Origin of the sequence: Brachyspira sp. SAP_772, from assembly GCF_009755885.1 — a bacterium.
Taxonomy (GTDB): domain Bacteria; phylum Spirochaetota; class Brachyspiria; order Brachyspirales; family Brachyspiraceae; genus Brachyspira.
Genome location: NZ_VYIX01000002.1, coordinates 18,518 through 34,987, shown reverse-complemented (window position 1 = coordinate 34,987; position 16,470 = coordinate 18,518). Strand labels below are relative to the sequence as shown.

Here is a 16,470-nt window from a genome sequence, read left to right as displayed (position 1 = left end):
TAATGGTGAAATCATTTCGCTGGTGTAGCTCAATTGGCAGAGCAGCTGATTTGTAATCAGCCGGTTGCGGGTTCAAGTCCCATCACCAGCTCATCTTTTTTATCAACCCACAAACACAAACACAAACACAAACACAAACACAAACACAAACACAAACACAAACACAAACACAAACACAAACACAAACACAAACACAAACACAAACACTTTTTTCATATTAATAAATCTACCCTTCTTTTCGATAATTAATCTATAATATATTCTTGGGATAACTACTATGGCAAATCTTAAATTAAAAGACTTAATTAAAAAAAATAATTTTTTTGTAATTGCAGAATCAGGCTCTAATCATGAAGGCTCTATAGAGGATGCTGTTAAACTAATTAGAGAAGCTTCTAAAGCAGGAGCTCATGCTGTGAAGTTTCAAAGCTTTACTTCAAAAACTCTATTTGCTCATAAAGAATATACTAAAATACTTAAAATACCAGAAAATGCATTAGATAATGTTGATGATATAGTATTAAAAAAAGAGTGGTATGAAACTCTATATAAAGAGGCTAAGAAAAACAAAATTATTTTAATGAGTACTCCATTTTATCCTGAAGCTGTTGATGATATGGATAAATATGTGCCTATATACAAGATAGCTTCTTGTGATATAGATAATATTCCGCTTTTAAGAAAAGTTGCCTCTACTAAAAAACCTGTTATACTTTCTACTGGTTTAGCTGCAAATAAAGATATAAAAAATGCATTAAACATTTTAAAAAATAATGAGGTAGCTTTGCTTCATTGTTCTGTGGAATATCCTACTCCTTTAGAAAATGCTAGATTAAATAGAATAACTGTTATGAATAAGCTTTTCAAAAAAAATATTATAGGCTATTCTGACCATACTATAGGAATAGATGCTCCTATTATAGCGTATAGTCTCGGAGCTAAGATTATAGAAAAACATTTCACAATCACACCAGAAAAAAAATCTGGGGATCATATAATAAGTTTAGATACCAATTCTATGAAAGAGATGATTTCTAAATTAAAAGACACTAATAAAATGCTTGGCGGAAATGATGCTTTAAAGACTGAGAAAAAAATGAGTAAGCAGGAGAAAAAAGAGCTTGTTTATGCTAAGAGGGGTATATATCTTAACCACAGCATGCTTAAAAATGAGATGATAACAGAAAAAGATTTAGTAACTTTAAGGCCATGTGTGGGAATATCTGCCAAAGATTATGATAAAGTTATTGGAAAAAAATTAAAAATTGATAAAAAATCCTTTACAGCATTAAATTTAAAAGATTTAAAAAAATAGCAATTAATAAAATTTATTTTCAATAAAATAAATTAAAAAACATCAATAAAGTAAACATAACTTATTTGATTTAATTCTTCAATATAGTATAATACAATAAAGTATAATAATAAAAAAGTTGGAGAATGAAAAAATGAAAAAATTGCTAGCAATATCTTTGTTTATATCTATGAGTATTGCCCTTCATGCTTATGAAACTATACCTTATATGTTTAACAATACTGTGCCTTATGGTATATCTCCTGATGAAGTAAATGAAATACTCATGTCTAATAGTTTTATAACAACAGAAGGACAAGCTGTAAGTGGTACTTTTTATATATCTTCATATCCTGATCCAGATTTAGCTTGGTATAATCCTCAAACTTTGAAGTGGGTTAATATAAAATTTACTACTAATGATATATCTGATTTATTTAAGAGAGATTTAAGCCTTTTATATTTCAATTACACATTAGAGGGTGAATATAAATGTATGACTATAACTGCAGAAAATTTATCTGAAGACAGCACTTTAGCAGGAAAAAATACTAAATGGGTTTATAAGTTCTTCTTCCATAACAATCAATTATTTGCAGTAAGTTCCCGCTATCAAGGTGATGGTGCTTTGGAACAATACAAGCAAAGAAATCCTGATAATGAATATGCAAATCCGGGATATGTTATGTCTTCAGGTTTATTCAATAGAACTTTAGATGGTTTCAAATTAAAATACGGCGGATTTAATAATAGTTTTGTGAGAACTTTAGATGATTTTACTTCTATGTATTATGGAAATTATATTAATGGACAGGCTGATACTTCTTTATCTATATTTTATGCTCAATATGCTATGAGAAATATTAACTTCGTTGCTTCTTATGTTGATAATTATAGAATGAGACCTATTTATTATAGATTCCAAAATAAAGTTTATGAAGATGTAAATGATATAACAGATGTTCCTGCTGGAATACCGCCTGAGGTAAAAAAAATAGACAGCAATGAAACAACTACTGAAAATAATCAGCAATAATTAAATTGCAATAATATATATAAAGAGAGGCTATATTTTTAGTCTCTCTTTTTTTTTGCAAAAAAATATATATATGATATAATAAATTTCAAAATTTATTATTTATTTAAGAGGTTTCCTACAATGGACTTAAACGAATTGAGTATAATTCAAATTAGAGAGAAATTAAAGAATAAAGAAATAGATGCAGTTAGTCTAACAGAATCTATTATAAAGAAAATAGAAGAAGATGATAAAAGAGAAGATAAAATATATGCTTATTTAGAAATTTTTAAAGATGAAGCTATAGAGCAAGCTAAAAAAGCACAAGAGAGAATTAACAAAGGGGAGGATTTGCCTCTTCTTGGAGTTCCTTTGGCTATTAAAGACAATTTATGTTATAAAGACCATTTAATGACAGCTTCTTCAAAAATGCTTGAAGGCTATAAAGCTCCATACACTGCACCTACAGTTCAAAGATTAATAGACAACGGTGCTATTATAATTGGAAGAACTAATATGGATGAGTTTGCAATGGGCGGTACTACAGAAACTTCTAATTATGGAATAACTAGAAATCCTGTTAATAGAGCTCATGTTCCGGGCGGTTCTTCAGGCGGTTCTGCTGCTGCGGTTGCTGCTAATTTTGCTTTTGGTGCTTTGGGAAGTGATACTGGCGGTTCTATAAGACAGCCTGCTTCTTTCTGCGGTATAGTTGGGGTTAAGCCTACTTATGGAAGAGTGCCTAGACTTGGATGTATTGCTATGGCTAGCAGTTTAGACCAAGTGGGACCTCTCGCAAAAGACGTTAAAGATGCTGCTTTAATGACTAAAATTATTGCTGGTTTTGACCCTAAAGAATCCACAACTTTAAACATACCTGTGCCTGATTATAATTCTTTATTAGATGGAAATGTTAAGGGCATGAGAATTGGGCTTGCTAAAGAGTATTATGAAACTGATTTATTAAATAATGAAGTGAGAGAAAATGTAATGAAGGCTATAGATAATCTTAAGGCTCAGGGTGCTGAAATAGTGGATATATCTTTGCCTAACGCTAAATATGGTTCAAGAGTTTATACTGCTGTTATGGCGGTTGAGGTTGCTTCTAATATGGGCAGATATGACGGTATAAGATATGGTTATCACCCTAAAGGCGATTTTAATTTAGATGAATATTATTATGCTTCAAGAAGTGCTGGTCTTGCTTTTGAAACTAGAGCTAGAATATTATTTGGTACTTTAATGACTGGTAAAAAATTCTTCTACAGTCATTATCAACATGCTCTAAAAGTAAGAAAGTTAATGCAAATGGATTTTGATAATGCATTTAAAAATGTTGATATCATAATATCTCCAACTTCTCCTATCACTGCTGGTCTTTTAGGTACAAGAGATCAAACAGACAGTGCTTTAGGTTTCTTGGCAGACAGTTATGCTTCTAATATTAACTTAGTAGGTCTTCCTGCAATGAGTGTGCCTTGCGGAGTAGATAAAAATAATATGCCTATAGGTATACAGTTTATAGCTAAGCAGTTTGATGAGGCTTCTATGTTTAAAATGGCTTATACTCATGAATTAAATTACAAATAATTAAAATTTTATACAATATAAAGGGCTTTTACTATTATTAAATAGTTTAAGCTCTTTATTTTTATATTAATAAAATTTTTTCATATTATTAACTAAAAATATTAATTTGCTATATATTTTTTAAAAATAATTTATATATTGTTATATTATTTTGTTGTATATTATTTTTTTGAGGTAAAAATAGAATGATATTATTGGTTTATTCAATGCCTTTTTTGGTTTATTTATGTTCCAGTATATTTTCAACAGTTTTAGTTATTAACTCATCAGAAATGGGAGCTAATGCATTTTTTATTTCTCTTTTGGCTGTATTTTATGGTATGGGTATGATGATGTCGGCAAGCACTTTTTCAAAGTTTAAAATACCAAAGAGAATATATCCTAGGTTATTATATATTCAATCTTGTATACAGGCTATACTGAGTATATTTTGTATAATATATTTAAACAATGAATTATCTCTTCTATATTCTTTTTTGTATGGAGCAAATACAACTATATTTTTTGTATGTTTTCAATCATTACTTGATAGTGTATCAAAAGATTTGCCTGTGAGAATAAGCAGCGGGCTTTTTATATTTTCTTGGACTTTAGGGTTATCTGTTGGACCTATAGTTACAGGATTTGTTTATAATTTTAATTCTAGCATTGGATTTTTTATTGTAATAGCAATGAGTGTTTTGATGTTTATATTATTTTATTTATCAAGACATTTGCATTTCAAACCTAGAAGACATAAATGGGAAGAGCCTTTTATGAGAGCTCCTAGATATAAAGTTTATATAGGTTGGCTTATTATATTTGTTGGTGCTTTAGTGCTTCATACATTAAGATTTATGTTTTTAGATTACGGCATAAAAGAAGTTGGGCTTTCAAATGGAAGTGCTACATTTTTAGTTGGGGTATTATCTGGGGTAATGTCTTTGGGAGCACTTTTTTCTGCATTCTATTTAAGAATATTAGAGCGAAAGAGAGTATTTACTATTGTTGGTTTGCTTACTCCTATTGCTTTAACTTTACTTTTAATTTCTAATAATTTTTGGGTATTTTTAGTATCATTTATATTTTTAGGTTTTGTAAGTGGGTTTGGATATTTCTTTGGACTTTATTATGCTTTGGCTGATCAAGAGAGAGATAGTGCCAATGTAGCTGTAAATGAAGCTTTAACGGGGGGAGCTGCTTTAGTTATCCCTTTTATAGTTGGATATTTAGCTTCAAACTTCTCATATTTTATAGCTTTTTTATTTATGATGATAATATCTTTAATATGTTATAGTATAGCTATATATTTAATGTGGCAGAGAAAAAGAACATCCTCAATTAAAGAAAAATTTGACAAGTTAATAGAAGAAGCAGATAAGAAATATAAAGCTTAAAAGTTTAATGGGGCATATTCATTTTTTTTGGCATATTCTAATAAATGCTCTATTTTTTCTTTGCATCCTCCGCAGCCAGTACATGCTTGAGTTTTTTCAGACACACTTTCTACAGTGGTGAGTTTATCTGCAGCTATTGCGGAATATGCTTGCCTATATGATACGTTTTTGCAATTGCAAAGAATCTTATCATAATTTATAGAGGTTTGACATTTTAAGTCTTCTATATTTAAATCCATAATAGTTTATCCAAAACATTTTTTTATTATTTTACCATTTTTACAATAAAATTCAAGAATATAATATGTAATTATTTGTTTCTTAAATAATTATCAAAATATTCTATTGTTTTTCTCAAACCATCTTCAAGTTTATAATTAGGCTCCCAATTAAGTTTTTCTTTTGCCAAACTAATATTAGGCTGTCTTTTTATAGGATCATCTTTAGGAAGTTCTTTAAAAATTATTTTTGATTTTGAATTAGTCATTTCTACAATTTTTTTAGCAAAATCCAAAACTGTCATTTCATGAGGATTACCTAAATTAACAGGACCAATAAAGTTTTCACTATTCATCATTCTTACAGCACCATCAATTAAATCATCACAGTAGCAAAAACTTCTAGTTTGACTGCCGTCTCCATAAACTGTAATATCTAAATTCTGTAATGCTTGTATAATGAAATTTGAAACAACTCTTCCATCATTCTCATTCATTCTAGGACCGTATGTATTAAATATTCTTATAATTTTTATATCAGTTTTATATTGTCTATGATAATCCATCATTAAAGTTTCAGCACTTCTTTTTCCTTCATCATAACAGCTTCTTACACCATTTGGATTTACATGTCCCCAATAGCTTTCTTTTTGAGGATGTTCTAAAGGGTCTCCATAAACCTCGCTAGTAGAAGCTTGAAGTATTCTAGCATTACAATCTCTAGCTAAATCAAGCATATTTATTATACCAAGTACATTGGTTTTAAAAGTTGCAACAGGATTTTTTTGATAATGTATTGGTGAAGCAGGACAAGCAAAATTATATATTTCATCGCATTCTATATGTATTGGCTCTGTTATATCATGTCTAACGCTTTCAAAGTTTTTATTGTCTAATAGATGTTTAATATTTTCTTTTGATGCTGTGTAAAAATTATCAACAGATATTACATAATTTCCTTCTTTTAATAATCTTTCGCATAGATGAGAACCTAAAAAACCAGCTCCGCCTGTTACAATTATTCTTTTCATAGTTTTTTATTCCTTAGAAAATTTTTTATATATAATACATAATATTTATATATTTTTCAATATCTTTATAACTTTAATTTTATAAATATTTATTAAACTTATTTTTAATCCCGCCCAATTAAGTTTTTTGTTTTAATAAAAATATATAACTTTAATTTTTTATAATGCTTAATTAAAAAAGCACACCCACCCAAATTTTTATTGTAATTAAAAAAATTATTTAGCCGCACGGTAAATTTATTTATAAATATAATTTAAATTTTTATTTCAACACGATTTATATTTTTTATTTCGCTTACCGTGCGGTGAGCGGATTTTTAAATTTAAAAAAGCTTGGGTGGGAGCTAAAATTAGAGTATTAAACAAAAAGGAAAAACAATTTAAAAATAACACTGAATATAAAAAGCCTAGAGGGTGGGGAGTGTAAATAAAATTTTTTATATGTTTAAATTATTATATATTTAGAGTCCAGTTTTCATCATTATGATATATCATAAGCTTTGTCATGCCGCCATCTACTGTGATGTTTTGGGCATTTATAAAATTGTTATTGCATATAAACCAAGCAGTAGTTGCTATATCTGAAACTTTGCCTATTTTAGCAGATGGGTGCTGAAGTATATCTTCTTTGCTAAAGTTGTTTTCATTAGAAGTGTTTATCCAACCGGGACTAATTGAGTTTACGCGAACTTTATGAGATAAACTAATAGCCATAGAATGAGTAAGAGCTATAATAGCACCTTTTGAAGCACTGTAGCTTTCACTGTCTTTTTGAGACATAAAAGCTCTTGTGGAAGCTATATTTATAATGCATGCATTTTTATTAAAATTATTTATTAGATTTTTTGTTATTTGATATGCTGATGCAACTGACACTTTAAAAATTTCTAAGAAGTCATCATAGCTGCAATTACTTAATAAGCCTTTGTTTGAATAGCATGCATTATTAATTAAATAGTCAATACTTTCGAATTTTTTTATTATTTCATTTGTGAAGTTGTTAATGGCTTTTTCATTGTCTATGTTGTCATTAATAAATAGGCATTCTCTTTTTAGTTTTTTCATTTCTTCTACTAATTTTAATCCATTTTCTTTGTCTTTATCAATAAAAGCTATGTCGCAATTATTTTTAGCAAAATGTAATGCTATTTCTTTGCCTATGCCATTAGAAGCACCTGTTATAACGCAAACTTTATTTTTCATTTTTTATAACCTTTAAATTTATATAGTTATTTCTATTCTATTGTTTTCACTGTCAAGCACAACACTCTCATAATATCCATCTCCTGTAGTTCTTGGATATGATGCAATTTTAAAACCATCTTGTTCTAATTCTTTTGTGAGGCTATCCGCTTTTTCTCTGCTTCCTACCGATATTGATATATGAGCAAAACCGTATATTTCATCATCAGTGTTTCTTTCTTTTATATCTTTTCTAGTCATAATTTCCAATCTGCAATTATCTTCAAATGTGAGAAAATATGATTCAAAACCTTTCTTTTCATTAACGTATTTATCATTACATTTACAGTTAAAATATTTAATATAAAAGTTTTTAATATTTTCTAAATCTTTTACCCAAACGGCAACATGAGATATTTTCATTTTTATGACCTAATAACATTTTATAATATTATAACATTAATAATCATAAATTATAAAAATAAATATAAAATAAATAACAAAAAAACATAAATTAATAGTTACAATTATTATTTAAATATTATATATTAGACCAATAATAATTACATATAATAGGTTATGGAGTATTTTATGATTAAACTTATCGGCATATTAGTAATAATAATAGGCTTTGCTTTAAAACTAGACACCATAAGCATAGTTTTATTAGCTGGAATAATAACAGGCATTGTTTCAGGAATGGGTATTATTGAAATATTGTCATTTTTGGGAAATGCATTCGTTGCCAACAGATTTGCTACGTTACTAGTTTTAACTTTAGCTACTATAGGTATATTAGAGAGAAATGGGTTAAGAGAAAGGGCTACAAAATGCATTATGGGTATAAGAGGAGCTACTTGCGGCAAGATATTGAGTCTTTATGTAATTATAAGAACTATTGCATCAGCATTATCTCTTAGAATAGGAGGGCATGTTAATTTTATAAGACCTTTAATTTATCCTATGGCTAGGGGTGCTTTAGAGAAATATGGCATTTATGATAAGCAATTAGATGAAAAAGTAAAAGCAATATCAAACAGTGTTGAAAACTATGGAAACTTTTTTGGGCAGAATGTGTTTATAGCTTCTGCTGGAGTATTATTAGTTTTAAGCACTTTGCAAGAATTGGGAATAGAGAATATAGATGCATATTCTATAGCAATTTCAAGCATACCAATGGCAATAGTTGCTATGATAGTTTCTGTTATAAGAAATTATTTATTTGATTTGAAATTAAAAAAATTAATAAATGCATTAAAAGAAAATAAAAATTAATGAGTATAATTTTATGGAGAATATAAATTATGGTAAATAATCTTTTAGAAGTTTTATATATAATTTCTGGAATCATAATAGTAGTATGCGGTATATATGCATATAAAAATAAAGAAAATAAAAAAAGAATAGGAAGTGCATTATTTTGGATAATATTAGGCTTTATATTTATTTTTGGTAAAGTTATTCCTTCGTTTGTTGTGGGGCTTCTTTTAATAGTGTTAGCATTATTAACAGCCACAAAAAACGTATCATTACAATCTTTAAAACCTGTGTCTGATGCATACAGAGAAGAAAAAGAAAAGTTATTTAAAAACTTACTTTTTATACCAGCCATATCAATAGGCTTAATAGCGTTTTTGGTTGCACAATTTACAAAACTAGGCGGATTAATAGGCTTAGGCATAGGTGCAATGACATCATTAATTTTATGCATGATAATAACAAAAGAAAAAGCTTCAACTGTTCCATATGAATCATCAAGAATGCTTCAGCAGATGGGACCAAGTGTTATAATTCCGCAGTTATTAGCTTCATTAGGAGGATTGTTTGCAGAGGCTGGAGTGGGTGAGATAGTAGCAAATATAATGAAAGGTGTTATACCTGCAGATAATAAGCTTTTTGGGGTTATTGGTTATTGTGTGTCTATGGCTATATTTACTATAGTGATGGGAAATGCTTTTGCTGCTTTCGCTGTTATAACTGCTGGGATAGGCATACCTTTCGTTATTGCTTTGGGAGGAGACCCTAATATTGTTTCTGCTTTAGGTTTAACAGCAGGTTTTTGCGGCACATTAATGACACCTATGGCTGCCAATTTTAATATGATACCTGCTTCTATATTGGAAATGGAAAATAAGAACGGAGTTATATTAGAGCAGATACCAGTGGCTTTAATACTTCTTGCAATAAACACAACTATAATGTATTTATTTGCTTTTAGATAAAGAATTATTGTTATAAAGAATAATTACAGAAAGTTATTAAGATTATAAAAAACTATTAAAATTATTAAAAACTATTTTTATAAAAAGGAGCTAATAAAATGAAAGTATTAATAACAGGATTTGACCCATTCGATAAAGAAAAAGTTAATCCGTCATGGGAGGCAGTTAATAGCCTGCCAGATAATATAGAAGGCAATGAAATAATCAAATTACAGCTTCCAACAGTATTTAAAAAATCCGCAGAAAAACTTTTTGAAAATATAAAAAACATTAAACCTGATATAGTTATATGTGTAGGGCAAGCTGGCGGAAGATATGAGATATCATTAGAAAGAGTAGCCATAAATGTAGATGATGCAAGAATAAAAGACAATGAAGGAAATCAGCCTGTAGATGAAACAATATTTAATGACGGAGAGAGTGCTTATTTCTCTAAGCTTCCTATAAAAGCTATTAGAGATGAATTAAAAAATATACCAATACCAGCAGCAGTATCAAATACAGCAGGTACTTTTGTATGCAATCATATAATGTATTCTTTATTGTATTATATAAATAAGAATAATTTAAATATCAAAGGCGGCTTTATACATGTTCCTTATATAATAGAGCAAATACTTGATAAGCCTAATACACCATATATGCCAAAAGAAATGATAGTAAAAGCTCTTGAAACAGTTATAAAAACTACAGTAAATAATAATTAATAAAAATTTGTAATATGACTTGCTGCAAAATATATTGATAACTATTTTTTAATATTTATTTTTATTTATTTTTGCAAGACAAGTCTATTATTATAAATAAAATATTTCATTTAATAAAGCTAACTTCTTTATAAATTTATTTTGATGTCAGTAAGAAAATCATTCATATTGATTTTGTATAAAATAATAATATAATAAGCAAAATCTTTTTTTTAAGGATTCATGTGAAAAATATTATCAAAAATGAGCTTCAAAATTGGAAAGCTATAGAAGTAGTGTGGATTATAATAGCATGCAGTATAATATTATCGCTTTCTATATATTGGAAGGAAAATATTATTGGCATAGTGTCATCAATAAGCGGTATATTATGTGTGATACTTACAGGGAAGGGAAAATTATCTTCATATGTATTTGGAATGATTAATACTATTCTTTATTCTATTATAGCTTTTAGTGCAAGATACTATGGGGAGTTTATGCTCAATGTATTTTACTATATACCTATGAATATAGTTGGTTTTGTACTATGGAGCAGAAATATGAATAATGAAAGTCAAGAAGTAATAAAAACAAAATTAAATAATAAATATAAAATTATAATATTTGGCTTTTCTTTTATATCAATATTTATTTATGGGTTTATACTAAAAAAATTAGGAGGTTCTCTTCCTTTTGTAGATAGTGCAAGTACGGTGTTTGCGATAACTGCACAAATACTATGCGTAAAGAGATGCACCGAACAATGGATAATGTGGATACTTGTAAACATTTTAAATATTTCTATATGGTATATTAATTTTGAAAGCGGGGGTGATAATATAGCTACTTTGCTTATGTGGAGTGTTTATTTAGTTAATGCGGTGTTTATGTTTATTAAATGGTATAGAGAGGCAAATAATAAAAATCAGATAAACTAAAAAAATCATTCGGAGGCTTTATGTATAATGTAGGGATGTACGGCGGTTCTTTTAATCCTCTTCATCTTGGGCATGTAAGATGCATAATAGAAGCCGCTAATCAATGTAAAAAGCTTTATATTGTTTTGGCTGTTGGAAATAATAGAAATGAAATTGATAAAAAAGTAAGATACCGTTGGCTTTATCAATTAACAAAGCATATTGGAAATGTGAAGATTATATTTATAGAAGATAATGCAAACACAAAAGAAGAGTACACCGAAGATTTATGGGAAGAGGATTCTATAAAAATAAAAAAGGCTATAGGTGAAAAAATTGACGCAGTATTTTGCGGAGATGATTATAAAAATAAAGATTCTTTTTATACAAGATATTATAAAGATTCAGAGTTAATATTTATAGAGAGAGATGAAATAAGCTCCTCAAAGATTAGAGAGAATGTTTATAAGTATTGGGATTATTTGCCTAATATAGTAAAGCCATATTATACAAAAAAGGTTTTGCTTTTAGGAAGCGAAAGCACAGGAAAGTCAACTCTTACAATTAATTTAGCAAATTATTATAATACCAATTATATAGAAGAGGCAGGAAGAGAATTATCAGAAAAGTCAGGGACTGATTTGCTAATGCTTTCAGAAGATTTTACAGAGATACTTCTTACTCATAAATTAAATGAAATAAAAGCAATAGAGCATAGCAACAAAATATTGTTTGTTGATACAGATGCAATAATTACAAACTTTTATATGCATTTTTTGGAAGATGAAAATATTATTGATAATGAAAGACTTGCAAAGGCGATTATACATATAAACAAATATGATGCCATATTATTTTTAGAACCTGATGTTGATTTTGTTCAGGACGGAGACAGAAGCGAAGTTATAAAAAATGACAGAATAAAATACAGTAATAAAATAAAAGATATACTTAATAGTATGAATATAAAATATCATTCTATAAGCGGAGATTATCAAAAAAGATTTAAAGAATCTGTTTCTATTGTAGATAGTATTTTAGAAAAAAACTTTTAGTGATAAAAATATCTTTATAAAACTAATAATATAATATATAATCTATTAATATAAAAACTCCATATAACAATGAGGTATATTCAATGAACTATCGTATCTTTATAGAAAAAAAAGAAGGTTTTGATTTAGAGGCTAAAAGATTAGAAAGTCAATTAAAAGAGAATTTTCAAATAAAAAGCAGTGTAAGACTTCTTAATGTTTATGACATTTTTAATATAGATGAAAGTAAATTATCTAATTCTATTAATGTAATATTTTCAGAGCCTCCAACAGATAGGGTAGTTGAAAAAAAAGATTTTGAGAGTTTAAAACATTTTGCTGTGGAATATTTACCCGGACAATTTGACCAGAGGGCTGATTCTGCATTGCAATGTTTGAAGCTTATTTATAATGATATTGAAGAAGTAACTATAGTAAGCGGAAGGGTGATAGTTTTTGATGGTAATGTAGATGATAGTGTAATAGAGAAAATAAAAAAGTTCTATATTAACCCAGTAGAAAGCAGAGAAAAAGATTTAAGCAAATTAGAAATAGAGCCTCATCAAAAAGCTGACGATATAAAAGATGTAGAAAACTTTATTAATTTAAACACAGAAGAGCTTCATAAATATAGAGATAATCTTGACTTGGCAATGACTTATAAAGATATAGAGTTTGTGCAGAATTATTTTAAAAATGAAGAGAAAAGAAACCCAACAGAAACAGAAATAAAGGTTCTTGATACATATTGGTCTGACCACTGTAGGCATACTACATTTATGACAAAGATTAATGATGTAAAATTAGAAAATGATAAGAGTAATTTTTCAGAAGTGATATTAAGTGCTATTAATAAATATTACAGCATGAGAAAAGAGCTTTACGGAGAGGATGTTGACAATAAAAGAGATATTAATTTAATGGATATGGCAACAGTGTCTGCTAAATATATAAAGAAAAAAGGAAAGCTTGAAGATTTAGAGGTCTCTGATGAGATAAACGCTTGTTCTATTTATATAGATGTTGATGCTATTGATGAGAATGGAAAAAACAAAACAGAAAAATATTTACTAATGTTTAAAAACGAAACTCATAATCACCCTACAGAGATTGAGCCTTTCGGAGGGGCTTCTACATGTTTGGGAGGAGCTATAAGAGACCCGCTTTCTGGAAGAAGCTATGTATATCAAGCTATAAGAGTTACAGGAAGTGCTAATCCATTAGAAAAGCTAGAAGATACTTTAGCTGGAAAACTTCCTCAAAAGAAAATAACAACAACTGCAGCAGCGGGATATTCTTCTTACGGCAATCAAATAGGGCTTACAACTTGTTTAGTTAATGAGATATATGATGAAGGCTATAAGGCAAAGAGGCTTGAAGTTGGTGCTGTTGTGGGAGCCGTTCCAGTGGACTATGTACGCAGAGAAAAACCAAAGGCAGGCGATATAGTTATAGTGCTTGGAGGAAGAACAGGAAGAGACGGATGCGGAGGGGCTACTGGTTCATCAAAAAGCCACACTGATACATCTTTAAGACTTTGCGGTGCTGAAGTACAGAAAGGTAATGCTCCGGAAGAGAGAAAGATTCAAAGGCTATTTAGGAATAAAGAGGTTACTAAATTAATAAAAAAATGTAATGATTTCGGTGCGGGCGGTGTTTCCGTAGCTATTGGTGAATTATCAGACGGAATTGACATTAACCTTGATGTGTTGCCTGTAAAATATTTAGGATTAAACGGCACTGAGCTTGCAATATCAGAATCACAGGAGAGAATGGCTGTTGTTGTTGAAAGTAAGGATGCAGATAATTTTATAAAACTTGCTAACAAAGAAAACATTGAAGCTACAAAGGTTGCTGTTATAACAGACACTAACAGACTTGTAATGTATTTGAAAGGCAAGAAGATTGTAGATATAAGCCGTAAGTTTTTAGACACCAACGGAGCTAAACAAGAGACTAATGCAGTTCTTAGAGACATTAATTTTGATAATAATCCATTTAACACAAAAAATGCATGCTCTCTAACTTCTCATTGGTTTAATATGGTGGAAGATTTAAATATAGCTTCCCAAAAGGGGCTCATTGAAATGTTTGACTCATCAATAGGGGCAACAACTGTACTCATGCCTTTCGGAGGAAAATATCAAATGACTCCAAGCGATGTAAGCATTCAGAAAATACCAATATTTGACAACAATGCAAAACAAATAAACACAGCTTCCGCTATATCTTGGGGTTATAATCCTTCTATAATGAAATGGTCAGAATTTCACGGAGGAATATATTCTGTAATAGAATCAATGTCAAAACTTGTTTCTATTGGTGCTGATTATAAAAAGATAAGATTATCATTTCAAGAGTATTTTGAGAAATTAGGAAGCGATGCTAAAAAATGGGGTAAGGTTTATTCTGCATTGCTTGGTACTATATATGCTCAGACTGAATTTGATATACCAGCTATAGGCGGAAAAGATTCTATGAGCGGTACTTTTAATAATATATCAGTGCCTTCAACTTTAATATCGTTTGCAGTGTCTACTGTTGACAGTAATGATGTTATATCTCCAGAGTTCAAATCTGCTAATAATTATGTGTATTTAATAAAGCATAATATGCTTGAAAACTATATGCCTAATGTTGCCGAAATAAAAGAGAATTTTGACTTCATACATAAAACTATAAAAGACAAAAAAATATTATCAGCATACACCATTAAATTCGGAGGCATTGCTGAAGCTCTAACAAAAATGTCTTTCGGTAACAGAATAGGCGTTGATATAAAAGATGAGCTTTATTTCTTTAACTTAATGCCTGCTTCATTTATAGTGGAAACTAAAGAAGAGTTAAATTATAAAAATGCTATACTAATAGGCAAAACTATTAATGAATACAAAATAAAAGTATGCGGTGAAATAGTGGACTTAGAAGAAGCAGAAAAATTATGGCTTGATAAATTATCAACAGTATTTCCTTATAAAACTTATGAAGATATAGAAACTTACAAGCTAGCAGAATATAAAAGAGAAGCACCATTTATATGCAAAAACAAAACTCCTAAGCCTAATGTTTTAATAGCTTCGTTCCTCGGTACTAACTGCGAATACGACACTCAAAAAGCATTCTCTGATGCAGGTGCAAACACCGATATTTTTGTATTTAGAAATATAAAGCCTGAATATATAAAAGAATCCATTGAAGAGATGTCTAAAAAAATAGATAATTCACAGATATTTATGATACCCGGAGGTTTCAGTGCGGCAGATGAGCCTGATGGTTCTGGAAAGTTTATCTCTGCAATACTTACAAATGAAAAAATAAAAACTTCTATACATAAACTCTTAGAACGTGACGGACTTGTTTTGGGTATATGTAACGGTTTTCAAGCATTAATAAAGTCAGGGCTTCTTCCATATGGAAAGATAGGAAATATTACAGAGAAATCTCCAACTCTTACTTTTAATAAAATAGGCAGACATATTTCACAAATGGTAACAACAAAGGTAGTTTCAAACAATTCTCCTTGGCTATACAACATACCTTTAGGAAGCGAGTTGGTTGTTCCTGTTTCTCATGGTGAGGGAAGATTCTTTGCTGATGAAGAGATAATAAAAGAGTTAATCAAAAAAGGTCAGGTTGCTACTCAGTACGTTAACTTTGAATCAAAGCCTACTAATGAGTTTAGATTTAATCCTAATGGTTCAGCTTACGCTATTGAGGGCATACTTTCAGAAGACGGAAAGGTGTTTGGAAAAATGGGTCATAGCGAGAGATACGCAGATAATTTATACAAAAACATCATCACAAAAGATATTTACAACATATTTGAAAATGGCGTGAATTATTTTAAGTAAAAAATATAAAAATTATTAAAAAAATAAAGCCATAGTCTTAAAAGATTA

The 16,470-nt window shown here is 29.1% G+C and carries 14 protein-coding genes and 1 tRNA gene; 11 read left to right on the top strand and 4 right to left on the bottom strand.

Features of this window, described 5'->3' with window-relative positions; translation table 11 throughout:
• Positions 1-18: 18 nt before the first annotated feature.
• The 5 genes from GQX97_RS05340 to GQX97_RS05315 all read left to right on the top strand — a co-directional run bounded on the left by GQX97_RS05340 (position 19) and on the right by GQX97_RS05315 (position 5,278).
• Positions 19-91 (top strand) — tRNA-Thr (locus GQX97_RS05340).
• 186 nt (positions 92-277) lie between these two features.
• On the top strand, positions 278-1,315 hold the full coding sequence (locus GQX97_RS05330) for an N-acetylneuraminate synthase family protein (protein ID WP_157150928.1): 1,038 nt from the start codon (positions 278-280) through the stop codon (positions 1,313-1,315).
• Positions 1,316-1,448: 133 nt separating this feature from the next.
• Entirely contained in the window at positions 1,449-2,330 is an 882-nt protein-coding gene (locus GQX97_RS05325; protein WP_157150927.1) for a hypothetical protein, read from the top strand.
• 123 nt (positions 2,331-2,453) lie between these two features.
• Entirely contained in the window at positions 2,454-3,902 is a 1,449-nt protein-coding gene (gene gatA, locus GQX97_RS05320; RefSeq protein WP_157150926.1) for an Asp-tRNA(Asn)/Glu-tRNA(Gln) amidotransferase subunit GatA, read from the top strand.
• A gap of 185 nt (positions 3,903-4,087) precedes the next feature.
• Positions 4,088-5,278, top strand: coding sequence for an MFS transporter (locus GQX97_RS05315; RefSeq protein WP_157150925.1), 1,191 nt, complete (start codon positions 4,088-4,090; stop codon positions 5,276-5,278).
• Here the strand turns inward: GQX97_RS05315 and GQX97_RS05310 are convergent.
• The 4 genes from GQX97_RS05310 to GQX97_RS05295 all read right to left on the bottom strand — a co-directional run bounded on the left by GQX97_RS05310 (position 5,275) and on the right by GQX97_RS05295 (position 8,132).
• Positions 5,275-5,517, bottom strand: coding sequence for a (2Fe-2S)-binding protein (locus GQX97_RS05310; RefSeq protein WP_157150924.1), 243 nt, complete (start codon positions 5,515-5,517; stop codon positions 5,275-5,277). The two genes, GQX97_RS05315 and GQX97_RS05310, sit on opposite strands and share 4 nt — an antisense overlap.
• A 71-nt stretch (positions 5,518-5,588) precedes the next feature.
• On the bottom strand, positions 5,589-6,527 hold the full coding sequence (locus GQX97_RS05305) for a UDP-glucuronic acid decarboxylase family protein (RefSeq protein ID WP_157150923.1): 939 nt from the start codon (positions 6,525-6,527) through the stop codon (positions 5,589-5,591).
• A gap of 453 nt (positions 6,528-6,980) precedes the next feature.
• On the bottom strand, positions 6,981-7,730 hold the full coding sequence (locus tag GQX97_RS05300) for an SDR family oxidoreductase (RefSeq protein WP_157150922.1): 750 nt from the start codon (positions 7,728-7,730) through the stop codon (positions 6,981-6,983).
• 18 nt (positions 7,731-7,748) lie between these two features.
• Positions 7,749-8,132: a VOC family protein gene (locus GQX97_RS05295; protein ID WP_157150921.1), complete on the bottom strand. Its 384-nt coding sequence runs from the start codon at positions 8,130-8,132 to the stop codon at positions 7,749-7,751.
• Between the two features lie 168 nt (positions 8,133-8,300).
• Between GQX97_RS05295 and GQX97_RS05290 the strand changes: the two genes are divergently transcribed.
• The 6 genes from GQX97_RS05290 (at position 8,301) to GQX97_RS05265 (ending at position 16,422) form a co-directional block, all read left to right on the top strand.
• Entirely contained in the window at positions 8,301-8,984 is a 684-nt protein-coding gene (locus GQX97_RS05290) for a DUF969 domain-containing protein (protein ID WP_157150920.1), read from the top strand.
• Between the two features lie 29 nt (positions 8,985-9,013).
• A complete protein-coding gene (locus GQX97_RS05285; RefSeq protein ID WP_157150919.1) occupies positions 9,014-9,931 on the top strand; it encodes a DUF979 domain-containing protein in 918 nt (305 codons plus the stop codon).
• Positions 9,932-10,029: 98 nt separating this feature from the next.
• Positions 10,030-10,638: a pyroglutamyl-peptidase I gene (gene pcp / locus GQX97_RS05280; RefSeq protein WP_157150918.1), complete on the top strand. Its 609-nt coding sequence runs from the start codon at positions 10,030-10,032 to the stop codon at positions 10,636-10,638.
• Positions 10,639-10,862: 224 nt separating this feature from the next.
• Entirely contained in the window at positions 10,863-11,558 is a 696-nt protein-coding gene (gene pnuC, locus GQX97_RS05275; protein WP_157150917.1) for a nicotinamide riboside transporter PnuC, read from the top strand.
• Positions 11,559-11,578: 20 nt separating this feature from the next.
• A complete protein-coding gene (locus GQX97_RS05270; protein WP_157150916.1) occupies positions 11,579-12,592 on the top strand; it encodes an AAA family ATPase in 1,014 nt (337 codons plus the stop codon).
• 83 nt (positions 12,593-12,675) lie between these two features.
• Entirely contained in the window at positions 12,676-16,422 is a 3,747-nt protein-coding gene (locus GQX97_RS05265) for a phosphoribosylformylglycinamidine synthase (protein WP_157150915.1), read from the top strand.
• The last annotated feature ends 48 nt before the right edge of the window (positions 16,423-16,470 follow it).